Source organism: Acinetobacter sp. ANC 4779 (assembly GCF_004331055.1).
Lineage (GTDB): Bacteria > Pseudomonadota > Gammaproteobacteria > Pseudomonadales > Moraxellaceae > Acinetobacter.
The window spans coordinates 1-22,114 of sequence record NZ_SJNU01000015.1 but is presented as its reverse complement, the minus strand read 5'-3'; the positions used below and the strand labels follow the sequence as shown (position 1 = coordinate 22,114).

The window sequence follows — 22,114 nt, the reverse complement described above, 5'->3', positions numbered from 1 at the left end:
AGTTTTTTATGAGTTTGTTTTGGTCAAAAAGGTCAATTAAGCTAAATTACCCACTTAATAAAGCCAGTGCTGTAGTCAAGATTTAAGCAGGAAATTGCAAATCAGTAGCGTTGATACGTATTTTATTGAAATAAAACTAAACAGATTTATAGTTAATACGCTGCCAAATATTTGGCTGTCACAACGATTGTTGGTGCGGTTATTTAGAGCATTATTCTGGCTGAATCATCAACTGTCCATTATCGAAATTCACCGTGAGCTGATTTTTTCCCGGATAATTTAAAAAGTAAACCGCCAGAATCGGTTCCAGTTCAGTTCGCATTTTTCGCGCCAAATGGCGTGCGCCAAAACGAATATCATGCCCTGTATAAAAGTGTGCTTTGGCAGCATCGGTTAAAACCACCGCACGCTTTTGATGTTGAAGGCGCTGATTGAGTTTTTCCAGTTCAATTTCTACTAGCTTTGGTAACGCATTATCCTGAACCGCCAGATAATGCAAAGTACGATCAATCCGGTTTAAAAATTCAGGATCAAATTTTTTAAACATCACTTTTTCAATAATGGTTTTGGTGGATATTTTTTTAAGGCAAATATTCTGCATTTTCTGCGGCAGAAAATTCAGTTTGTCCAAATATTGCTGTGCAGCTTGTGCACCGACATTACTGGTCATAAAGATCATGCAGTTGCGAAAATCGAGGGTCTTGGTGCCTGAGGTTAAAGTCAGCTTGCCAGTGTCCAGTATATTCATTAAACCGCGAATCACTTCAGTCGATGCTTTCTCCAACTCATCAAACAGCACAATCCCCGGACGGGTATGTGAACCGGCAATGGCGGTTTCATCAAACAGGCTATGACCTTCTTTTGAGCCAACGTAGCCCGGAGGTGCACCGGTAATGGCTGCGGCATAATGTTCTTGCGCCAGGGTATTCATATCAATCCGGCAAAAAGCATCCGGGCGGCCATAAATCGCCTCGCTAATTAAACGCACAGTTTCTGTTTTACCGACACCGGTTGGACCAAGCATGAGCATTACCGAGAGAGGGCGTTCCGGACTGGAAAAATCGGCTTTGACCACATGCAGCATTTTTTCGATTTCTTGTAATGCGGCATCCTGTCCAATAATTCGGGCATGCAGTAATTGCATTACATCTTTGGGTTCAAAATGAAAACGAGGTTTGCCCATCAATCTATCTTTTTCAGATGCGCTATGCGTTGCAGTTACAGGCTTAACGATATGCATGGCAGGATTGTGGTTCGTCATTCAGTTTGATCCAAGTTCTTCAGATGACTTGAGCATAGCAAAATAAGCATGAGTCACTTATAGCTTTTAGCAATTAAATGATTGTTAGAACTTTGTTTGATGAAGGGGAGAAAATAGCGAATTGGCTTGAAAATGGCTTGAAAACCATCACATCATGTAGCAAAGCAGACATCATTGTAAATAAGGCTGAATGTGAACGAAAACGCGCGTGACAATATTGAAAAGATTTTAGCCCATATGACGACTTTACCTGGGGTTTACCGGATGTTGGGTAAAGACGGAGAATTACTGTATGTGGGTAAAGCCAAAAATCTGAAAAACCGTGTGTCGAGCTACTTCGTTAAAACCATCGATCATCCCAAAACACAGGCTTTGGTGGCACGGATTTATGATATTGAAACGCTGATTGTCCGTTCTGAAACCGAAGCCTTATTGCTGGAACAAAACCTGATTAAGCTGCATCGTCCGCCGTACAACATCATGTTGCGCGATGATAAATCTTATGTCTATATCTTTGTCTCCAGTGACAAGCCTTATCCGCGTATTGCAGCAGGTCGCGGCAAAGGCAAGCATCAGGTTGGCAAGTTTTTTGGCCCTTATCCGAGTGCCTATAATGCCCGTGACACTTTGGTGGTGCTGCAAAAACTGTTCAATGTACGCCAGTGTGAAAACAGTTATTTTTCCCAGCGTAAACGCCCGTGTTTGCAATATCAGATCAAGCGCTGTACCGCGCCTTGTGTCGGTTTAATTTCGCCTGAAGATTATCAGGAAGATGTTAAAAATTCGATTCGCTTTTTACAAGGTGATACTAAAGAATTAAATCAGGAATTGATCGCCAAAATGGAAGCGGCAGCTGAAGCGCTGGAATTTGAAAAAGCGGTGTTTTATCGCGACCGGATGGCTTTGCTGCGTGATGTGCAATCGCAACAGGCGATTTATAAACTCAAAGGTGAAGCTGATATTCTGGCAATTGCCTATCATGCCGGCGTGACCTGCGTGCAGATTATGCATGTGCGTAATGGCAAAATGCTCGGCGGGAAAAGCTATTTCCCCGATATGCTGGGCGACGATCTGGGGCAAATGTTATCTGATTTCATGGCAAACTTTTATTTTCAGGTTGCAGATGAAGTCCCTGCCGAGCTGATTATTAATACCGAATTACCCGATCGCAAAGAATTGGAACAGGCGCTGCAACAGGAATTTGGCAAGAAAGTTCAGATTAAGTCCAATGTTCGGGAAACCCGTGCCGAGTGGTTAGAGCTGGCCAATATGAATGTGCAACATGCCATTAAAGGGCAGCTGGCCAATCATTTTGAACTGAATGAACGTTTCCATCAGCTGGAACAAGTGGTCGGTCGTCCGATTGACCGGATTGAATGTTTTGATATCTCGCATACCATGGGTGAAGCCACTATTGCTTCCTGTGTGGTGTTCGATTCGGGCGGTGCGCGCAAACGTGATTATCGCCAGTTTTCCATTGAAGATATTACTGGTGGTGATGACTATGCGGCCATGCGTCAAGCGCTGACCCGCCGTTATAAAAAAGCCATGTTGCCGGATTTACTGCTGATTGATGGCGGTAAAGGTCAATTGCATATGGCGATGCAAGTCATGCAGGATCTGGGACTGGATGCCTTTATGGTCGGGGTATCTAAAGGTGAAGGGCGTAAACCCGGTCTGGAAACCTTGCATTTTACCGATGGCAGTAAAATCCAGTTGCCTGAAGACCATAAAGCCCTACATTTAATTCAGCAGGTACGTGATGAAGCCCACCGTTTTGCCATTACCAAACATCGTGCCAAACGCGATAAACGCCGCGGTGGTTCAGTGCTGGAAGTCATTCCTGGATTAGGGCCAAAACGCCGCCGTGATTTGCTGACCCACTTTGGTGGAATTCAGGGCGTATTGAAAGCCTCAGAAAATGACTTGAAACTGGTTCCCGGTCTGGGCGATGTCATGGCAAGAACCATTTATAAGGTACTGCATGAATAAAGACAGACCGATTGGCCAAAGTGCTCATTGACGCTGCAGTCATTGAGCATTCACAACACTTCAAAATAAGTCAAAAATAGAGCAAATCAAAAACTTCAAAGGACAGAGGATGTCACTCCGCCAATTATTTACCGACATTGAACAAAATGAATGGGTGGATATGCCGCCAGGATGGTTACAAGGCCGCACCATTTATGGGGGCTTGGTTGCAGGCATGATGATGCAAAAAGCAGTGGTGGCAATTGCTGATCCCCTAAAACGTTTATTAAGCACCAGTGTGACTTTTGTCGGTCCAGTACAAATGGCACCCGTTCAATTAACTGCTGAAATCTTACGGCAAGGCAAGTCTGTAACTACAGTTGAAGTGCGACTGTTACAAGATAATGCAGTGCAAAGTATTTTGATTGCCAGTTTCGGCACCCAGCGTCCCTCGGCAATTTCAGTACAACAGGAACGCATTGCACCAGCGTTTCCAGCACCGGAGCAATTAAACATTGCAGAGCATCATCCTCTAGCACCTGAATGTTTTGGACAGATGGATTTGGTCTGGGTAGATGGACAGTATCCATGTACGGCGAGTGAAAAGCCTGATTTTAGTGGCTGGATGCGTTTTAATCCTGCGCGGCATGAAAATCGGGAAATGACCGTGTCGGATTTGATGGTGGCATTTGACATGTGGCCTCCCGGTGTCTTGCCAATGTTTAACAGCATAGCACCAGCCAGTTCATTGACCTGGCATGTGACCTATGTTCATCCTTTAAGCAATCAGCTGCAGGATTGGTTTAAATATAAAGTATTTACCGATTATGCGGCAGAAGGGTATTCCACTGAATATGCCCATCTTTGGGATGCTGAAAACAGACTGATTGCGATTTCCAGACAGACAGTTACCGTGTTTGCCTAGTGACACTTTATAGCAATTCGTATAAAGTGAGTCTGAATTAACGATGAATCCATCCCAAAATATGTGTGGTTTTTCATTGTACATACAGGGGAAAAATTGGCGGTGTCTATGACTACAGGTCGCATCCTGAATATTCCAAATATCTTGACTTTGGCGCGTATAGCTTTAATACCTGTTTTTTTGTTGGTGGCTTATTGGCCGCCTACAATTGGTGTTGCGGAACACGACACTAACATGACTCGTCACATTGTTTTAACGGCGATTTTTGTGGTTGCTGCAGTAACTGACTGGTTCGATGGTTATTTGGCACGTTCACTGAATCAAACCTCAGCCTTTGGCCGCTTTCTCGATCCGGTTGCAGATAAGCTGATGGTTGCAGCTGCGTTGATTGTTCTGGTGCAATGGCAACCGAGTATTTCCATGGCATTTGCAGCGATTGTGATTATTTCACGCGAAATTACCGTATCGGCTTTGCGTGAATGGATGGCTGAGTTGGGCGCACGGACCAATGTTGCCGTATCTACCGTGGGTAAATATAAAACGGCGTTTCAAATGATTGCGATTTCAGTGTTTTTACTGAATTGGCAACCGCTTGATACTTTGGCTTATCTTTTACTTTATACCGCAGTGATTCTAACCTTATGGTCTATGTTTATTTATTTGAAAGCTGCATGGCCGTATTTAAAACAGCCTTAAACTAGATTTAAACATTCATTAAAGACACCCGTTTCAGGGTGTTTTTTTTTGACTTGGATATGTGTTTAAAATTTATAAACAAAAAAAATCCTAGATTTTGGGGGAAACCTAGGATTGAAATCGGGTATTTGTTATATCTTTTATAAGATGTTTAACCATCTTCTTGAAACTAATTATAGGAGAGTCAATTCCATAACTCATGTAGGTTATTGTATTGTAATGTAGAGTTTTATTTAGAAATGTAGCTTTGGTTTACAGTTATTTCTAAATGTTAAAAAACCAAATTCCTTTATAAGAAGTAGCAAAACATAGAATAGAAGAGCCTGAGTGTGGCTTTTAGGCTTTATATAATAAAAAAGGAGCCTTTCAAAGACTCCTTTATGACATAAGAAAGTACGCGTTTCGCTTGCCTTTAATATCGTGCTTCAAATTAAAGCCTACGCATGCTTTCAGCGCTTGTCTTGCAGAAAAATAAGGCAGCGCCTTATTTTTCTTCAGGCTTTAGGCCTTCAGCTTTTTCCAGTGACTGATCGTTACTAAAGAACTTTTCACGTTGCTCTTCTAGAAATTTCTTTGCATCTGCTTCAAACACGTTTAAACGTTTTTCATTGATCAGCGTGGTTTGGTGTTTAAGCCATTCTTGCCAAGCCTGTTTAGACACGCTATCAAACAATTCTTGACCTTTTGCACCAGGGAAGGGGGCAAAATCTAAAGCTTCCATATCTTTTTGATACTTACGGCAAAACACTTGTCGAGACATATCATTATTCCTTAAGCGTAAAGTTTTTCTAAGCGTGTATAGGCGCGCGAAATTGCAGCTTCAACTTGAGCGGGTGCAGTACCGCCAATATGGTTACGTGCATTCACCGATGCTTCAAGTGTTAATGCTTTTTCAAATACATCTTCAGAAATCAAATCAGAGAACTGTTGCAATTGTTCAAGTGTCAATTCAGACAAATCTTTCGATTCTTGAACACCAAGCGCCACCGCTTTACCGACAATTTCATGTGCATCACGGAACGCAACGCCATTTTTTACCAGATAATCGGCAAGATCAGTTGCGGTTGAGAAACCGCGTAGTGCTGCTTCACGCATAATTTCAATATTAGGTACAAGTGCAGGAATCATGTCGGCAAATGCCATTAATGAGCCACGAACCGTATCAATGGCATCAAATAGGGGTTCTTTATCTTCCTGGTTGTCTTTGTTATACGCCAACGGTTGACCTTTCATGAGGGTTAGAAGACTCATTAAGTCACCATACACACGGCCGGTTTTACCACGAATTAATTCAGGCACATCCGGGTTTTTCTTCTGCGGCATAATTGAAGAGCCGGTGCAGAAACGATCCGGAATATTCACAAACTTGAATTGTGCAGAAGTCCACAGAATCATTTCTTCAGACATACGTGATAAATGCATCATAATAAGGGATGCAGCAGCATTGAATTCAATCGCGAAATCACGGTCAGAAACCGCGTCTAACGAGTTTTCACAGACTGCTTCAAAACCTAAAAGCTGTGCTGTGTATTCACGTTCAATTGGATAGGTTGTACCAGCAAGAGCAGCAGAGCCAAGTGGCAAACGATTAACACGTTTACGGCAGTCGATTAGACGCTCAGAATCACGCACCAGCATTTCAAACCACGCCATTAAATGGTGACCGAAAGTCACTGGTTGTGCCGTTTGTAAGTGAGTGAAGCCCGGCATAATGGTTTGGGTGTTTTTTGCAGCCAAGCCCAAAATACCTTTTTGTAATTTTTCCAGCAATTTTAGAATCGCATCAATTTCGTCACGCACGTATAAACGAATATCGGTTGCGACCTGGTCGTTACGGCTACGGCCGGTATGGAGTTTTTTACCGGTGATGCCAATACGCTGAGTCAGACGAGACTCGATGTTCATGTGGACATCTTCCAGGTCAACACGCCATTCAAAATTACCCGCTTCAATGTCCGCTTGAATTGCGGTTAGGCCAGTGATGATGTCGTCACGTTCTTGTTCGGTAAGTACGCCAACTTTTGCCAGCATGGTTGCATGTGCAATAGAACCTGCAATATCTTGTTTATAAAAGCGTTGGTCAAATTGTACAGATGCTGTAAATTCAGCAACAAAAGCGTCCGTCGCTTCAGAGAAACGACCGCCCCACATACCCGAAGTTTGGGTTTGTGACGGATTTGAGGAATTAGAAGATGTGGTCATGTCGGCTCAATAAGATAAAAAGCATTAGAACTAAAAACAGTATAACAAATTCAGGTTCACTTGCCGAAGGACAAGACGAGCAAAGTTTTGCTGATACACATGGAAATAAACCATACGCTTATTTTTTTACGAAAATAGGGCGTTGGCAACATTTAATCGAATTATTTATTGCCAGTAATATTTTGGCGATGATTTTAGCTTTGGCAGAAGCACAATCATGGGCGGGCTTAAGTGTAGGGCGTTTATTGCAGTATATGTTGTTCATTAACTGGGTATTACTGGCTTTTGTTGCATTGGTTGAGCTGTTTCAAAAAAAAATACAGCATTTAGGTTTTGGGCAAGCTTTAGTGGTCGGCTTCATTCTATTGCAGATTATTGTTTTATCGACCACCGTGATGCTAAATGCTGTGATTTATTTCGGACAGAATTTTCAAATTTACAATTTAAACAGCGAAGTCTTACTCGATGGGGTGATGTTACATCTGAGCTATGGCGTACTAATTGGAACATTCTGTTTTCGCTATCTGTATTTGCGTGAACAATGGGCACGCCAGCAAAACAGTGAACTACATGCACGCATTCAAGCCATGCAGGCACGAATTCATCCACATTTTCTATTTAACAGTTTAAATACGGTGATCAGTTTAATTAGCATTGATCCAGATAAAGCAGAACAAATGTTACTGAATTTATCACGACTATTTCGTGCAAGTTTTAAAGAACTTAAACTGGTGCGCTTAAAAGATGAAATTGAACTGTGTCAGCATTATTTAGCCATTGAGGAGATTCGTTTAGGTGATCGTTTACGCGTAGAGTGGAAATATGACGATGAAGTACTCTTTTCTCAGATACAAATTCCATTATTAACTTTACAACCTTTAGTGGAAAATAGTATTTTTCATGGAGTTGAAAATTTTTTAACTAAGAGTACGATAAGCATATTGGTTGAAGTATTGCAAAATCAAGTCAATATCGTTATTACTAACCCTTATAAACAGGAAAAAATAAATTTAAGACAAGGAAATGGTATTGCAGTTGAGAATGTGAAACAGCGTCTAGAAGCTTATTATGGACGGACTGTGAGCTTTCAGACATACGCGGGGAAGGGAATGTTTACCACAGTCGTGCAATATCGATATAAATAAAAAAATCATAGTTAACCTATAAAAAAAATCATGGTAACTGTGAAAGGAGGAAAAATGGACATCCTGATTTGTGATGATGAACCTCTCGCGGTAGAGCGATTATCACGTTTAGTCACCCAACTGGGACATCAAGTGATTGCAACTGCAACGCATGGTCAGCAGGCGATTGATATGGTTCAGTTTTATGAGCCAGATGTGGTGCTTTTAGATATTCAAATGCCCGAAATGGATGGATTAAGCTGTGCCCAGTATTTGCGCCAGCTAGAGCCTATGCCGGCGATTATTTTTTGTACTGCCTATGATGAGCATGCTTTGGAGGCATTTAAGTCGCATGCAGAAGGCTATCTATTAAAACCAGTGATGCAACAAGAATTACAACAGGTTTTAGATCATTTAACCAAACTGACTCAAGCACAAATGAGCACTTTAAAACAAAAAGAAGATATGAACGAACTCAATATAAAACGCCATCAAATTGTGGCAAAAACCTACCGTGGGGTAGAGTTGGTGCCTGTGGAAAATATTTATTATTTTTTAGCAGACCAGAAATATGTCACGGTACGCCATAAAAATGGCAGCGTACTGATTGATGAAACCTTAAAAGACCTAGAAAATGAATTTGGCGATCAATTCGTTCGAATTCATCGTAATGCATTGGTTTCAGTGAATTTTTTGGATGGTCTCGAGGTGATTAGTTCGGGGCAGTATCAGGTACGTTGTCGTGAGTTGGAAGAACGTCTGGCCGTCAGCCGACGTCATTTGCCCAATTTAAGAGAACGAATACAAAAAATATAAATCTCTTTTCATAATTTTGATGAAAACAACTGTGCAAATTCACTTGCATTTTCAAGTCAGCGCGTTAAGTTTACAATAACGCACTTACATTGACTGTTTCTAAAATTTATGAAGATTTTGAAGATTGCAACTCGACAAAGCCCGCTTGCCTTATGGCAGGCTGAACATATTCGTGCCCGTTTAGAGGCATTGCATGCTGATCTTAAAGTTGAGTTGGTGACCTTCGTCACTCAAGGTGACAAAATCCTAGATACGCCTTTGGCAAAAATTGGCGGTAAAGGTTTATTTGTTAAAGAGTTAGAAGCAGCATTGCTAGATGGTCGTGCAGATTTGGCTGTTCATTCCATGAAAGATGTACCTATGGCCTTACCTGAAGGTTTAAGCTTGGCCGTAATTTGTGAACGTGAGGATCCTATGGATGCTTTTGTCTCCAATACCTATCACAGTTTTGATGAATTACCGCAGGGTGCAAAAGTAGGCACGTCAAGCCTGCGCCGTAAGACACAGATTTTAAAACAGCGTCCTGATTTGAATATTATTGATTTGCGGGGTAATGTTGGAACACGTTTATCTAAGCTGGATTCAGGTTTATACGATGCCATTATTTTGGCGAGTGCGGGTTTAAAACGCCTAGGCTTGGCTGAGCGTATACGTCATAGCCTGAAACCTGAAATTAGTTTGCCTGCAGTTGGACAAGGCGCACTCGGTCTCGAATGTCGTGCGACAGACCAGGTGGTACTTGGTCTTATTTTACCGCTTTTACATGCTGAAACTGATGTTTGTGTTCGTGCAGAACGCGCTTTCAATGCCTATTTAGAAGGCGGTTGCCAGGTGCCAATTGCAGGATATGCGACTTTAAATCAAGGGCTACTCCATATAGAGGGTCGTGTGGGAAGTGTAGATGGTGTAACGCTATTGAAAGCCAATCTCAGCGGCACTCCAGAACAAGCTGAACAGCTGGGGGTCAGTCTCGCGCAGAAATTGCTTGAACAAGGCGCGGGTGATTTGCTTAAAGCACTTTATTAACATGCTGTTTATTAATACCCGTCCTCAAGACCGTGCAGAAAAATTGAGTCATGCCTTGCGTATGGCTCACGTCCCTGTTTTGGATTTGCCTTTACTGGAATTGGTCGCTCGACCTTGGTCAGAGCTACTGTCTGAGCTGTATCCGCAATTGCTTTCTGCACAGGTGATTGTGGTGGTCAGTCCAACTGCTGTTCAGGTGGGGATGGATTATTTAAAACAGGCAGGGATGAGTCTTGATCAACTGCAGCATATCCAGTGGATTGCGGTAGGTGAAACAACGGAGCAAGCTTTAGCAAACTATGGAATTGCTGCTAAAGTTCCTCTGGTTGAAACATCAGAAGGGATGTTGCAACTTCCCATACTTAAAAGTATGAAGGCTGGAACCTGTATTGCTTTTTGGCGAGGGGAAGGTGGTCGTCCATTTATGATGGAGCAGTTAAAACAGCAAGGCATGCATATTCTAAATTTTATTTTATATGAGCGCCGCTGTCCTGTCCTTACTCAACAGAGCCTTCCAGATATATTGCCTTTATTAGAACAACAGCACCAGTACGCTATAGTGGTGAGCAGTGAAGCGAGCTGGCTAAACTGGATTAAGTTGCTGCAGGGTCAAGATGCGATTATTGCAAAAGGCTATTATTTTGTTTTGGGCGAGCGCTTGTATCAAGTTGTTTCAGATTATAAAAAAAACCAACAGGCATGTTTTAATATCGCGCGATTACCCGATTTAAAAACAGATTCAATTTTGCAGCAGCTTATTGTTGTGCAAGGGAACACATGAAGAAAATTCTCATTTTATTACTTATTTTAAGTTTGCTCTGGATTATAAAATTAAGTTATGACGTATTTAATGTCTCTGCACAACAAACAGAATTAATCAGCAGTTTGCATCGTATGGAACAAAACAATGCAAATTTAAATGACCAACTGGTGGCTTTACAGCGTCAGGTAAAGCTTGAAGCTGGGACAGTAGCGCAAGGTACTCAAACAGAGCATGATTTAAAAACCATCGAAGCAGCAAGCCTTGATCCGGTTGTGGTGATTAAACAGCAGCTGGATTTGATTGAATTTATGCTAAAGCAGCAAAAACTGGATGAAGCTTTAGATAAATTAATGCATTTAGATCGCAATTTAGAACAATATGCTTTAGCACCTTCACTAAAACAGAGTTTGCATCAGGTCATTGCGAAAGATCAGCAAGTGATTCAGCAATTTGCCAGTGCGCGTGTGGCACAGCAGACAAAAGTAGATGGATTAATACATCAGCTGGATCAGGCCTTAACTCAAGAAATAAATACGCCAAAATTAAGTTCAAGCCCACCGCAAAGTAAGCATTTTTGGCAACGTTGGCTGGTGATTGAACCCGCAAAACAACCTGCTATAGCTTTAATGCAACGTCCATTGATTTTAAAAGAGGCGCAGCTCCGATTATTATTGGCACATCAGGCTTTACAGCAAGGTCAATATTTAGAATACCAAGAATCGCTGACTGAAATTATCCAATTGTTAAATCAAATCCCGGATGAGAAATCACGCCAATTGATTCAGAATATCCAAAAAATAAAAGGATTTACTATTATTCCGACGCCAATTTTAAATACACGTGCATTATTGGGGTGATGAATCAATGAAACAGGTTTTACTTGCTTATGCTTTTATTAGCTTGATTGTCATTGCCGGACTGAGTGTATTAAGTTACGGTTATGGCGCAGGATATGTGTATCTATATTGGCGAGAATGGCAAATTCAAACTAATATCTGGGTGGTTTTTATTTTTCTGGCCTGCTTGAGTTTAAGCATTCAATTGTTATGGTTATTAATCAAGCGTTATTTAAAAAGACAACAAAGAAAGTTAGAAACTGTTTTTAATTTTAAAAATTTACATCCTTATGAACAGCTGGCTGTGGTGTGGTTATTAGAGGCGGCTCAAGATCAACATGAATTTATTCAAGGGGTATTTTCCCAATCGGGTTTATTAAAAGGCATTATTGGTTCCCGATTGTATTGGATGCAGCAGCAATATCCACAGGCCCTTGCGATATTAAATCAAAGCAATGCCATGGCATTTGAATTGGCTGAAATACAACGCATTGAAATTTATCTGGCGCAAAATGATGGTGAGCAGGCATTAACCCATCTTGAGTTTTTAAATCAGCATGAACTTTCGCCGTGGTTAAACGATGTAAAAAGTGCTTATGATTTACGCTTGACAGCGTTATGGGGTAAGTTTGCTATTCAATTTCCATGGATGTATTTGCGTTCGACTAAATATGGTCATTTAGGCGCTGAAACCAAACAGGAATGGTTGCAACAGTTATTATTTGATTTTGATCAAGCTGATGTTGAAGATTTGCAAAATTTACAACAACGTTATTTAGACTTGCAAGATCAAATTTATAGTCGCAATTATGAGATAAAAACTTTATGGTTGAAGGTATTATCTCGTATGCCGTCTTYTGCTTGGAAACATGAAGACTTGGCATTACATTTGTTAGATGAGCAATTTAATCAAGATATTTTTTATTTATGGTTCCAGCAGCAATTGTTGAAACAAAACCCCGATTATTTAGGGGTTGAGCAACGAATTGATTATTGGGAAAATAAATATCCTTCTTTGCCCGTGTTTACCTTTGCAAAATGGCACATATACGATGCGACCGCACGTTATGCGGAAGCTGAAAAATTGCTGGAATTATATCCAGATAATGTGATGATGAATTATTTAAGAATTAAATCCACTTTAAAAGGTCAGGATGATTTAATTCAACAGCTAAATTTAATATTTGAAAATAATGCAAATTTTGTTGAAATAAAAATATGAGGCGAAGTGAATGTTAACCCTATCAGATTATCCTGTTATTCATGAGCAGCCAGTCGCCTGGGGAGATATGGATGCCTTTGGGCATGTAAATAATGTGATGTACTATCGCTATATCGAAAGTGCCCGCATTCGCTATATGGATGAGCTTAATATTTTCCAACAGGATGTTTATACGGTGGTTGCATCAAATCAGTGCAAATATATTCGTCCGGTATTTTATCCAGACCAGCTTAAAATAGGGGCGCGTGTTGAGGAAATGCGTAATAGTGCTTTGCGGATGAGTTATTTATTATGGAGTGAGGCACAACAAACTGTAGTGGCATGGGGCGAAGCGGTTATTGTGTGTGTAAATAAAGAAAATATGAATAAAACGGAAATACCTGTGGTGATTCGGAAAAAAGTAACTGAAATTGAATTAACGGTGAATCATTTGATTTAAAATATTTAAAGCAGATACTCTATAAATATTGAAGAAATATACAATCTATTTTAAAGATTGTGGTTATCTAAAAAATTATATTGAATGTTTTAGATAATAAAAATATTATGATCGAGTTTGAATAAATAAAATATAAAATCTATTTTGGGAGTTAGTATGATGCCGGACATCAGCAATTTATCTGTTGAACAGTTAAAACGTTTACAAGTTGAAGCAGAAGCATTAATTGTTTCTAAAAAAGATCAAGCCGTTGAAGATGCCTATCAGCAAATTTTAGATATTGCAGAGAATGTAGGTTTGTCGATTGAGCAAATTTTAGAATTTGGCACGACAAAACGTAAAAAAAGCACCCGTAAATCTGTAGAGCCGCGCTACCGTAGTAAACAGAATCCAACTGATACTTGGACGGGTCGCGGTAAACAACCACGCTGGTTAGTGGCTGAACTGGAAAGTGGTGCGAAACTGGAAGACTTCCTTATCTAATTATAAAATTCATGAGATTGTCATGCAATTGGATTAGGCTAAAAAAACCAAGCATATATGCTTGGTTTTTTTATATCTTTGAATTGGCGTTGTGGAAAAAGTATGCATAATATGTATATAAAGATAATATCGTGGCTCAGGGAAGAAGAATAGATATGTTGGTCGTGGTGGGATGATAAAGAAACCCAAATACATCAAGTGGTGGATCTTTGCCATTATCGTTTTTTTTATGTTTGTTTTACTCCAAATTCCAGCGGCTTGGCTAATTTCAAAATTTTATAAAAACAACCAGGTCTTGCAAAATGTAAGCGGTAATATTTGGCAAGGGCAAGCAGATTGGCATAAAGGAAATCTAAGAGGATCGTTAAGTTGGAAAACACGGCCATTGGATCTGTTTTTGCTGCGTTTAGGGGCGCATATTGAAGTCCATAGTGGGCACACCCAGCTTGATGGGGTCGTGGGATATGGTTTGGGCAAGAAAGTCACGCTTCATGATTGGAATGGACAAATTGCACCTGAGACCTTAAAAAATATGGTGGATTGGCAATGGCCTGCAAATGCCATTCAGCTCCAAGATATCGATTTTAACTATAAAAAAGAGCAGGGCTTTTCACAGGCAGACGGTCAATTACAGTGGGCAGGTGGTGAGTTGATTTATACCTATGCCCAGCGACAAGATCGAATGAATATGCCGTCATTGAAAGGAAAGCTGTCAGATGAAAATAACAAGCTGATGTTCGATTTTCGTGACCAGCGTGATCAAAAGCTGATTGCTTTAGAGCTGGATCAAAGCTTGATGCTTAATGTGCAATTGACCCAACGGTTATTGATGAATATTGCTTCCTATGACGGTAAAGCAGGTTTAGACACCTATGTCATTAGTTCACGCCAGCCTTTGTTTAAAGGTGGTTTCTAATGAATGAGTGGATTGAGAAAATTCAACAATTGAATTGGAAGCAAGCCGATCGTGCTGCACCGATATTACTTGCATTGTTAATTCTATATTTATGCTGGAAATTGGCGAGCATTTTCTGGTTATTGATGGCTCCCCCTCAAGTGATACAGTTAGAACGGGTCGAATTAGGTTCACAACAACCACAAGTCCCTAATATAACTTCATTTGCATTATTTGAAGAAGCTGGAAAGAGCACTGCCACAGACGAGAACTTAAACCTTGTATTGCAAGGTGTAGTGATGGGTTCTCCAAGCCAATTTTCTTCTGCGGTGATTAAAGTCAATGACGTGGCAGATCGCTACCGTGTAGGAGAAAGTATTGATACTACCTCTTACCAGTTGGCTGAAGTATATTGGGATCGCGTGGTACTCCGTCAAAATAATGGTACCACCCGAGAGTTAGCGTTTAAAAGGATTGAAAATGGATTGGATCAATCGATTGTTCAGCCTGTAGTGAATGCGCCAAACTCAAGTACTCAGTCAAGTCAAACGAATCAAGCGGTGCCGAGTCAGGAAAATAATGCTTTGGGGCAAGCAGTACAAAAAATACAGGAAGACCGGGAACAATATTTAAAAGATATGGGGGTAAATGCGGCTAGTGGGGGATATGAAGTGACCTCAAGAACTCCGGCCGCATTACGCAGCAAGCTGGGTTTGCAACCGGGTGACCGAATTATGTCGTTGAATGGACAGACTGTGGGTCAGGGGCAAAACGATGCTCAGTTGCTGGAACAGGCGAGACGCGAAGGTCAGGTTAAGCTGGAAATAAAGCGTGGTGATCAGGTGATGACCATACAACAGAATTTTTAAGTGATGCATCGTCACATTTTAGGGTTAGGAAGCACGAAATTTTATGGCTTTATTTAATCATCATCGTTCAGTTTGGACCTTATTTGCAGCTGCACCACTGATTGCTATGGTGAGCACTGCAAGCCATGCACAGACATGGAAAATTAATTTACGTGACGCTGATTTAACTGCATTTATTAATGAAGTTGCCGATATTACAGGGAAAAATTTTGCTGTAGATCCACGTGTACGTGGCAATGTCACGGTCATTTCCAATAAGCCCTTAAATAAAACTGAAGTTTACGATTTATTTCTGGGTGTATTGAATGTCAACGGCGTGGTGGCTATTCCTTCCGGCAATACCATTAAATTGGTTCCTGACAGTAATGTTAAAAGCTCGGGTGTACCTTTCGATAGCAAGCACCGTGCTACGGGTGATCAAATTGTGACGCAGGTGATTTGGCTTGAAAATACTAATCCGAATGACTTGATTCCTGCGATTCGTCCTTTGATGCCACAGTTCGCGCATTTATCCGCAGTCGCTGGAACCAATGCACTGATTGTTTCAGACCGTGCAAACAATATTTATCAGCTTGAAACCCTTATTCGTAACCTGGATGGTACCGGGCAAAATGATCTTGAGGTAGTGCCCCTGCAATCCAGTCAAGCGGAAGAAATGATTGGTTTACTTGAGTCGATGAGTTCCACCGGCGCAGCCAGAGATCTAAAAGGCTCGCGTATCCGTATCATTGCCGATACTCGAACCAATCGGATTATGCTGAAAGGGGATGCTGCAACACGTAAGCGTATCCGTCAAATGATTGAAATGCTGGATGTACCCGCAGCAGATCGTTTGGGTGGACTTAAAGTCTTCCGATTAAAATATGCCAGTGCTAAAAATCTGGCGGAAATTTTACAAGGATTGGTCACTGGTCAGGCGGTTTCAAGTTCATCAAATTCGAATAATTCATCATCGAGCAGCAATAGCACGATGAATAATTTGGGTAATAACAATTCCAATAATTCAAGCACTGGCTCATCTAGCATTTCAACCCCAAGTATTAATTTAGGCGGCGGGTCGAACAGTAATAATCAAAAGAGCATCACCAGTTTTAATGGGAATGGTGTCAGTATTATCGCCGATGACAGTCAAAATGCGTTGGTAGTGAAAGCTGATCCGCAATTGATGCGTGAAATTGAATCTGCCATTCAGCAGCTCGATATCCGTCGTCAGCAAGTACTCATCGAGGCGGCCATCATTGAGGTTGAAGGGAATGATGCCGATCAACTCGGTGTGCAATGGGCTTTGGGTGACTTAAGCAGTGGTATAGGCTTGATTAGCTTTGATAATGCAGGGGCAAGTCTGGCCAATCTGGCAGGTGGCTATTTAACGGGAGGCGCGGCAGGATTGGGTGCTGCGGCGGCTGGCCTAAAAGGAACTTCATTAATTCTTGGCGATTATAAAGAAGGCAGTGATGGCTCTCGCCGACTTTATGGTGCGCTGATTCAGGCCCTCAAAAGTAATACAAAATCTAATTTGCTCTCTACACCTTCTATTGTGACCATGGATAATGAAGAAGCCTATATTGTGGTGGGGCAGAACGTCCCCTTTGTTACAGGTTCTGTGGCCACGACTACTGCCGGCATTAATCCCTATACCACGGTTGAACGTAAAGATGTCGGTGTAACTTTAAAAGTGGTGCCGCATATTGGTGAAGGGGGCTCGGTTCGGTTGGAAGTCGAACAGGAAGTTTCCGCAGTACAGGCAAAAGGTGAAGCGCAGGATCTGGTCACCAGTAAGCGTGCCATCAAAACCTCAATTTTGGCTGAGCATGGTCAGACCATCGTGTTGGGCGGTTTGATTTCAGATAACTCGATTCATGGTCGTCAGTCTGTACCAGGATTGGGCGCTCTTCCGGGAATTGGACGTTTGTTCAGATCTGATGTCAAATCGAATGAAAAACGCAATTTACTGGTCTTTATCCACCCCACCATTGTTGGTGATGCTAAAGATGTGAAGCGCTTATCTCAGCAGCGTTACAGTCAATTGTACAGTTTGCAGTTAGCCATGGATCAGGATGGGACGTTTGCCAAGTTGCCGGAGAACGTTGAAGATATTTATCAGCAAAGACTGCCTGTTACGCCTTCAGCTCCTAAAGTGCCGGATTATCAAACGGTACCATCAGGTGCACAGAACCCATCCAATGCTACTACGATTAGAACTCCTGTAGCGATTGAGCCTGTGGTGCAACGGCAAGTCATTCAGGCCCCTCAATCTGAGGTTGAACGAACTAAAAATACCGTAACCACGACCACGATTCGATCAGGTTCTTAACAGAGGATGTAAAGACTTGCAGATTTGCCGTGATATGATGAAAAAAATCGCAAAGAGAAGTGCATTTCATGACTTGGAAAATACAAGCAATTACCGGTGAATTGACGGGACAAGAAATTAGCATCGACCGTGATATGGTGGTCGGTCGTCATCAGAGCGCAGATATTGTATTGCAAGCAGCGGAAATTTCGCGCAAGCATGCGGCTTTCTTGCTAAAAGACCAAGCCTTGTGGGTACAGGATTTAAACTCATCTAACGGCACATTCCTTAATGATTTACAGATTGAACATGAAACCTTGTTAAAACAAGGCGATATTATTCAGTTTGCCAGTTTAAAATTTTCAGTTCTTGAGCCAGCTAAAGATATTGCGCCTCTTGTGATTGAACCCGTTGAAGTTGCAGCTGAACCTGTAGCAGCAGAAACAAAAGTGATTCCTGCTACTGAACAGCCTTCGGAAGCTGTTGCGGTTTCTGAAACAGCAGCCGCAGAAGCGGAGGAAGCATCGAAAACAGTTGCTCAACAAATGAATGAGCAAGGTATGCCTGAGCTGAAAGAGCGCGATAGTCATGTTCAGGTCAGTCGTGATGGTATGCCGCAAGGCGTTGCAATCCCGAAACCTGCGCCTATTCCGGTAGGAATTGATATCACAAAAGCACAGCCTGAACCGCAGCCTGTTGCAATCGAAGAGCCAGTATCCCGTGTTGAGCTGGAAAAAAACGAGCAGAAAAATGCATCGGTTGGCTTAATGACCATTATTGCCTTGATTATCCTTGCAATTATCGCATGGTTATTATTTAAATAAGGGTGCGCTCGACATACAATGAAGGCATGCAATCGCATGCCTTCATTGTATGACTGGATGTTGTTGTTTGAGATGAATCAAGAGAGGAACAAGATGTCTGTAGCAGATTTGGCAAGTCGTGAACTTATTTTATTTGACTTGGATGGCACATTGGTGGATTCCGCATCTGATTTATATCGCGCCATGAATATGAGCCTGAATGTTTTGCAATTACCAAGAGTAACTGAAGAGCAGGTTCGCACTTGGATAGGTAAGGGAACCTCCCTTTTTTGTCATAGCACGTTGCAGTATTTAACTGGACAGGTCGATCCGGATCAGCATCAACAATTATTAAAAACCTTTTTAGAAATTTATAATGCTGAACCCTGTGTGGATACCCAGCCTTTTACTGGGGTGGTGGACTTCCTGGACTGGGGTTTAAGTCAGAACAAGAAAATGATCTGTGTGACCAACAAGCCAGAGCAACCTGCGCGCATGATTGTCGAAGATTTGGGCTTAAGTAAATATTTTGTCGATGTGATTGGCGGTGACCGCTTTGAAGAACGCAAACCGCATCCGCGTCAGTTACTGTTCTGTGTCGACGAATATGAGGTCACTGCGGCAGAAACTTTAATGATTGGTGACTCAAGCAATGATGTAGAGGCCGCACGACGCGCAGGAGTGGATTGTATTGTGGTTAGCTATGGCTATAATCATGGGGAAGATATTCAGGATTGCCAGCCACAACAAGTGGTCGATGATTTAACAGAATTACTCGCGTAAAATTTAAAAGTAAGGATATTGGAATGAGAAATTGTATGGTTTTTCGATGGCGACATGAAGTCAGATAATACCAAAACGAACTTAAACCCGCCCATCTCGAAAACATAGAGCATACTCATGACCACTCAAACTCAATTCGACAGCTTAAAATCTGATGGTTATAACCTGATTCCTGTTTACCGTCAGCGTTTAGCCGATACCGAAACACCACTTTCAGTGTTTGCACGTTTTAAAGATCATAGCCAGGCTTATTTATTTGAATCGGTTGAAGGGGGTGAAAACTGGGCGCGTTATTCCATTATTGGCTTAGGTGAATCCACAGTTTTTTCATGCAATGAAAGTATTTTAACCATTCAGCAAGCCGATGGTTCAATTGAAACCCAAGCCTGTAGTGATCCATTTCAATACATTCGCAACTTTCAAGCCCAGTTCCAGGTGCCCACGCAACAGGACTTACCCGCCTTACCGAGCTTCACTGGCGGTCTGGTGGGTTATTTTGGCTATGATGCAGTGCGTTATATCGAACCTCGTTTAACCAATGTGCCAGCAGCCGATCCAGTCGGATTGCCTGATATCTGGATGATGCTGTCCAAAACAGTGATTGTATTTGATAACTTAAAAGACACGTTGTTCTTGATTGTGCATGCAGATGTGAATGATCCAGATGCCTATACCAAGGCCCAACAACAATTGGGTGACTTGGAGGCCGTGCTGGCTCAACCGATTAGCCTGCAAGCGAAAAAGCATACCGCTCCGCATTTTGAATCGCTTACCGGTAAAGAGAAGTACCTTGAGTCGATTGAAACTGTGAAAGAGTACATCCGTGCAGGCGATGTGATGCAAGTCGTACCCGGACATCGTATGGTGTCGGATTTCGACGGTGAGCCATTACAGGTTTATCGTGCGCTTCGACATCTCAACCCCTCTCCATATTTATTCTTGGTACAAGGTCAAACCCTGGACAATAAAGAACCGTTTCATATTGTCGGGTCTTCCCCGGAAATTTTATCACGTCTGGAAAATGGCATTGCCACCGTTCGTCCACTGGCCGGTACACGTCCGCGTGGCAAGACCAAAGAAGAAGATTTAGCCTTAGAGAAAGATCTGCTGTCGGATGAAAAAGAGATTGCAGAGCATGTAATGCTGATTGATTTGGGCCGAAACGATGTCGGGCGCGTATCAAAAATTGGCAAAGTGAAAGTTACCGATCAAATGGTGATCGAACGTTATTCACATGTCATGCACATTGTCTCCAATGTACAAGGTGAAGTTCGCGATGATGTGGATGCCCTGGATGTTTTTAAAGCCACTTTCCCGGCAGGTACATTGTCGGGTGCCCCGAAAATTCGTGCCATGGAAATTATTGACCAAGTCGAGCCGGTCAAACGTGGAGTTTTTGGTGGCGCTGTTGGTTATTTAGGCTGGCATGGGGAAATGGACATGTCGATTGCCATTCGAACCTGTGTCATTCGTGAAAATAAGGTCTATGTACAGGCAGGTGCAGGCCTTGTAGTGGACTCAAACCCTGAATCTGAATGGAATGAAACCCAGATAAAAGCTCGCGCAGTGATCAAAGCGGTTGAATTATCATCAAACGGGTTGATTTTATGAGTTTTTGATATATTTTTTGAAAAAAACACTTGCACGGATTCTAAGTTTTGCTAAACTGCACACCGTTCCGATACGAAACGTACGAAACACTAAGAAACGCCGGCATAGCTCAGTTGGTAGAGCAACTGACTTGTAATCAGTAGGTCCACAGTTCGAATCCGTGTGCCGGCACCATCTTAGAGGTTGGAGTTGTTAAGTTGAAGACTGACACTGAAATAAGTGTATGTGGTGAGGTTCCCGAGCGGTCAAAGGGGGCGGACTGTAACTCCGCTACGAAAGTTTCGAAGGTTCGAATCCTTCCCTCACCACCAATTTAAGAAATTCGATACAGTGTGGTTGTACCAATAATGCGGGAGTAGCTCAGTTGGTAGAGCGGCAGCCTTCCAAGCTGCATGTCGCGAGTTCGACCCTCGTCTCCCGCTCCATCGAATATTTTATTGCTCTTATAGCTCAGTGGTAGAGCACTCCCTTGGTAAGGGAGAGGTCTCCAGTTCAAATCTGGATAAGAGCTCCAGATATACAGTTTAGTGACTTGTTCACAACGTTTTAAAAAAAAGCAGGCTTATTAGTCTGCTTTTCAAGTATTGGGTATTTGTTTTTTTAGGCGACCTGTCGAAGCTGCGTTGTTTAAGACCGTGTTCGACGTAAACGAGGAAGATCATCATGGCTAAGGCTAAGTTTGAACGTAATAAGCCACACGTAAACGTGGGTACAATTGGTCACGTCGACCATGGTAAAACAACTTTAACTGCTGCAATTGCAACGATTTGTGCAAAAACTTACGGCGGTGAAGCGAAAGATTACGCAGCAATTGACTCTGCACCAGAAGAAAAAGCACGTGGTATTACCATTAATACTTCACACGTAGAATACGATTCTGCAATTCGTCACTACGCGCACGTAGACTGTCCAGGTCACGCCGATTATGTTAAAAACATGATCACTGGTGCTGCTCAAATGGACGGCGCGATCCTTGTATGTGCTGCGACTGATGGTCCTATGCCACAGACTCGTGAACACATCCTGCTTTCTCGTCAGGTAGGTGTACCTTACATTCTTGTATTCCTTAACAAGTGTGACCTTGTTGATGATGAAG

General features: G+C 42.1%; 21 protein-coding genes and 4 tRNA genes. 22 read left to right on the top strand and 3 right to left on the bottom strand.

Annotated features, from left to right (window positions below; translation table 11 throughout):
- Positions 1–211: 211 nt before the first annotated feature.
- Positions 212–1,261 carry an AAA family ATPase gene (locus E0H80_RS14960; RefSeq protein WP_131367011.1) on the bottom strand — a complete coding sequence of 350 codons (1,050 nt, stop codon included), beginning with the start codon at positions 1,259–1,261 and terminating at the stop codon, positions 212–214.
- Between the two features lie 192 nt (positions 1,262–1,453).
- Between E0H80_RS14960 and uvrC the strand changes: the two genes are divergently transcribed.
- From uvrC to pgsA, 3 genes are all read left to right on the top strand, one after another.
- Positions 1,454–3,253 carry an excinuclease ABC subunit UvrC gene (gene uvrC, locus E0H80_RS14955; RefSeq protein ID WP_067869540.1) on the top strand — a complete coding sequence of 600 codons (1,800 nt, stop codon included), beginning with the start codon at positions 1,454–1,456 and terminating at the stop codon, positions 3,251–3,253.
- Between the two features lie 109 nt (positions 3,254–3,362).
- A complete protein-coding gene (locus E0H80_RS14950; protein WP_131367009.1) occupies positions 3,363–4,157 on the top strand; it encodes a thioesterase family protein in 795 nt (264 codons plus the stop codon).
- 108 nt (positions 4,158–4,265) lie between these two features.
- Entirely contained in the window at positions 4,266–4,853 is a 588-nt protein-coding gene (pgsA, locus tag E0H80_RS14945) for a CDP-diacylglycerol--glycerol-3-phosphate 3-phosphatidyltransferase (protein WP_131367006.1), read from the top strand.
- A gap of 484 nt (positions 4,854–5,337) precedes the next feature.
- On the opposite strand, the gene E0H80_RS14940 is transcribed toward pgsA, so the two are convergent.
- Positions 5,338–5,613 carry an oxidative damage protection protein gene (locus E0H80_RS14940; RefSeq protein WP_131367004.1) on the bottom strand — a complete coding sequence of 92 codons (276 nt, stop codon included), beginning with the start codon at positions 5,611–5,613 and terminating at the stop codon, positions 5,338–5,340.
- Between the two features lie 11 nt (positions 5,614–5,624).
- Positions 5,625–7,055: an argininosuccinate lyase gene (argH, locus tag E0H80_RS14935; protein ID WP_067869554.1), complete on the bottom strand. Its 1,431-nt coding sequence runs from the start codon at positions 7,053–7,055 to the stop codon at positions 5,625–5,627.
- Here argH and E0H80_RS14930 point away from each other — a divergent pair.
- From E0H80_RS14930 to E0H80_RS14840, 19 genes are all read left to right on the top strand, one after another.
- Positions 7,046–8,200, top strand: a complete 1,155-nt coding sequence (locus E0H80_RS14930) for a sensor histidine kinase (protein ID WP_131367002.1) — start codon at positions 7,046–7,048, stop codon at positions 8,198–8,200. The two genes, argH and E0H80_RS14930, sit on opposite strands and share 10 nt — an antisense overlap.
- A gap of 54 nt (positions 8,201–8,254) precedes the next feature.
- Complete coding sequence (locus E0H80_RS14925) at positions 8,255–8,995, top strand: LytR/AlgR family response regulator transcription factor (RefSeq protein ID WP_067869559.1); 741 nt, start codon at positions 8,255–8,257, stop codon at positions 8,993–8,995.
- Between the two features lie 108 nt (positions 8,996–9,103).
- Positions 9,104–10,021, top strand: coding sequence for a hydroxymethylbilane synthase (gene hemC / locus E0H80_RS14920; RefSeq protein ID WP_131367000.1), 918 nt, complete (start codon positions 9,104–9,106; stop codon positions 10,019–10,021).
- A gap of 1 nt (position 10,022) precedes the next feature.
- The gene (locus E0H80_RS14915; RefSeq protein ID WP_131367063.1) at positions 10,023–10,802 is read left to right on the top strand and encodes a uroporphyrinogen-III synthase; all 780 of its coding nucleotides are present in this window, start codon (positions 10,023–10,025) and stop codon (positions 10,800–10,802) included.
- Positions 10,799–11,641 carry a hypothetical protein gene (locus tag E0H80_RS14910; protein ID WP_131366999.1) on the top strand — a complete coding sequence of 281 codons (843 nt, stop codon included), beginning with the start codon at positions 10,799–10,801 and terminating at the stop codon, positions 11,639–11,641. Before E0H80_RS14915 ends, E0H80_RS14910 begins: the two co-directional genes overlap by 4 nt.
- A 7-nt stretch (positions 11,642–11,648) precedes the next feature.
- The gene (locus tag E0H80_RS14905) at positions 11,649–12,842 is read left to right on the top strand and encodes a heme biosynthesis protein HemY (protein WP_131366997.1); all 1,194 of its coding nucleotides are present in this window, start codon (positions 11,649–11,651) and stop codon (positions 12,840–12,842) included.
- 10 nt (positions 12,843–12,852) lie between these two features.
- On the top strand, positions 12,853–13,281 hold the full coding sequence (locus E0H80_RS14900) for an acyl-CoA thioesterase (protein ID WP_131366995.1): 429 nt from the start codon (positions 12,853–12,855) through the stop codon (positions 13,279–13,281).
- 156 nt (positions 13,282–13,437) lie between these two features.
- Positions 13,438–13,764, top strand: a complete 327-nt coding sequence (locus E0H80_RS14895; RefSeq protein WP_067869572.1) for an H-NS family nucleoid-associated regulatory protein — start codon at positions 13,438–13,440, stop codon at positions 13,762–13,764.
- A 172-nt stretch (positions 13,765–13,936) separates the two neighbouring features.
- Positions 13,937–14,680: a type II secretion system protein N gene (gene gspN / locus E0H80_RS14890; RefSeq protein WP_131366993.1), complete on the top strand. Its 744-nt coding sequence runs from the start codon at positions 13,937–13,939 to the stop codon at positions 14,678–14,680.
- The gene (locus E0H80_RS14885; RefSeq protein ID WP_131366991.1) at positions 14,680–15,528 is read left to right on the top strand and encodes a type II secretion system protein N; all 849 of its coding nucleotides are present in this window, start codon (positions 14,680–14,682) and stop codon (positions 15,526–15,528) included. Before gspN ends, E0H80_RS14885 begins: the two co-directional genes overlap by 1 nt.
- Before the next feature lie 43 nt (positions 15,529–15,571).
- On the top strand, positions 15,572–17,842 hold the full coding sequence (gene gspD / locus E0H80_RS14880) for a type II secretion system secretin GspD (RefSeq protein WP_131366989.1): 2,271 nt from the start codon (positions 15,572–15,574) through the stop codon (positions 17,840–17,842).
- Between the two features lie 68 nt (positions 17,843–17,910).
- On the top strand, positions 17,911–18,645 hold the full coding sequence (locus tag E0H80_RS14875) for an FHA domain-containing protein (RefSeq protein ID WP_131366987.1): 735 nt from the start codon (positions 17,911–17,913) through the stop codon (positions 18,643–18,645).
- A gap of 93 nt (positions 18,646–18,738) precedes the next feature.
- Complete coding sequence (locus E0H80_RS14870) at positions 18,739–19,407, top strand: phosphoglycolate phosphatase (protein WP_131367061.1); 669 nt, start codon at positions 18,739–18,741, stop codon at positions 19,405–19,407.
- A 117-nt stretch (positions 19,408–19,524) separates the two neighbouring features.
- Positions 19,525–21,018 (top strand): anthranilate synthase component I, encoded by a 1,494-nt coding sequence (gene trpE, locus E0H80_RS14865; protein ID WP_131366985.1) that lies wholly within the window; start codon positions 19,525–19,527, stop codon positions 21,016–21,018.
- Between the two features lie 98 nt (positions 21,019–21,116).
- A tRNA-Thr gene (locus E0H80_RS14860) sits at positions 21,117–21,192 on the top strand.
- A 53-nt stretch (positions 21,193–21,245) separates the two neighbouring features.
- A tRNA-Tyr gene (locus tag E0H80_RS14855) sits at positions 21,246–21,329 on the top strand.
- Positions 21,330–21,367: 38 nt separating this feature from the next.
- Positions 21,368–21,443 (top strand) — tRNA-Gly (locus E0H80_RS14850).
- Between the two features lie 14 nt (positions 21,444–21,457).
- Positions 21,458–21,532: transfer RNA gene (locus E0H80_RS14845), tRNA-Thr, on the top strand.
- Positions 21,533–21,681: 149 nt separating this feature from the next.
- Positions 21,682–22,114, top strand: a 433-nt coding sequence (locus E0H80_RS14840) for a GTP-binding protein (protein WP_131366983.1), incomplete at its 3' end; no start/stop codon positions are given.

Coding starts and splice junctions, on each gene's coding strand:
- E0H80_RS14960 (WP_131367011.1), bottom strand. CDS start 1,261: ATGACGAACCACAATCCTGCCATGCATATCGTTAAGCCTGTAACTGCA.
- E0H80_RS14950 (WP_131367009.1), top strand. CDS start 3,363: ATGTCACTCCGCCAATTATTTACCGACATTGAACAAAATGAATGGGTG.
- pgsA (WP_131367006.1), top strand. CDS start 4,266: ATGACTACAGGTCGCATCCTGAATATTCCAAATATCTTGACTTTGGCG.
- E0H80_RS14940 (WP_131367004.1), bottom strand. CDS start 5,613: ATGTCTCGACAAGTGTTTTGCCGTAAGTATCAAAAAGATATGGAAGCT.
- E0H80_RS14930 (WP_131367002.1), top strand. CDS start 7,046: ATGTGGTCATGTCGGCTCAATAAGATAAAAAGCATTAGAACTAAAAAC.
- argH (WP_067869554.1), bottom strand. CDS start 7,055: ATGACCACATCTTCTAATTCCTCAAATCCGTCACAAACCCAAACTTCG.
- E0H80_RS14925 (WP_067869559.1), top strand. CDS start 8,255: ATGGACATCCTGATTTGTGATGATGAACCTCTCGCGGTAGAGCGATTA.
- hemC (WP_131367000.1), top strand. CDS start 9,104: ATGAAGATTTTGAAGATTGCAACTCGACAAAGCCCGCTTGCCTTATGG.
- E0H80_RS14915 (WP_131367063.1), top strand. CDS start 10,023: ATGCTGTTTATTAATACCCGTCCTCAAGACCGTGCAGAAAAATTGAGT.
- E0H80_RS14910 (WP_131366999.1), top strand. CDS start 10,799: ATGAAGAAAATTCTCATTTTATTACTTATTTTAAGTTTGCTCTGGATT.
- E0H80_RS14900 (WP_131366995.1), top strand. CDS start 12,853: ATGTTAACCCTATCAGATTATCCTGTTATTCATGAGCAGCCAGTCGCC.
- E0H80_RS14895 (WP_067869572.1), top strand. CDS start 13,438: ATGATGCCGGACATCAGCAATTTATCTGTTGAACAGTTAAAACGTTTA.
- gspN (WP_131366993.1), top strand. CDS start 13,937: ATGATAAAGAAACCCAAATACATCAAGTGGTGGATCTTTGCCATTATC.
- E0H80_RS14885 (WP_131366991.1), top strand. CDS start 14,680: ATGAATGAGTGGATTGAGAAAATTCAACAATTGAATTGGAAGCAAGCC.
- gspD (WP_131366989.1), top strand. CDS start 15,572: ATGGCTTTATTTAATCATCATCGTTCAGTTTGGACCTTATTTGCAGCT.
- E0H80_RS14875 (WP_131366987.1), top strand. CDS start 17,911: ATGACTTGGAAAATACAAGCAATTACCGGTGAATTGACGGGACAAGAA.
- E0H80_RS14870 (WP_131367061.1), top strand. CDS start 18,739: ATGTCTGTAGCAGATTTGGCAAGTCGTGAACTTATTTTATTTGACTTG.
- trpE (WP_131366985.1), top strand. CDS start 19,525: ATGACCACTCAAACTCAATTCGACAGCTTAAAATCTGATGGTTATAAC.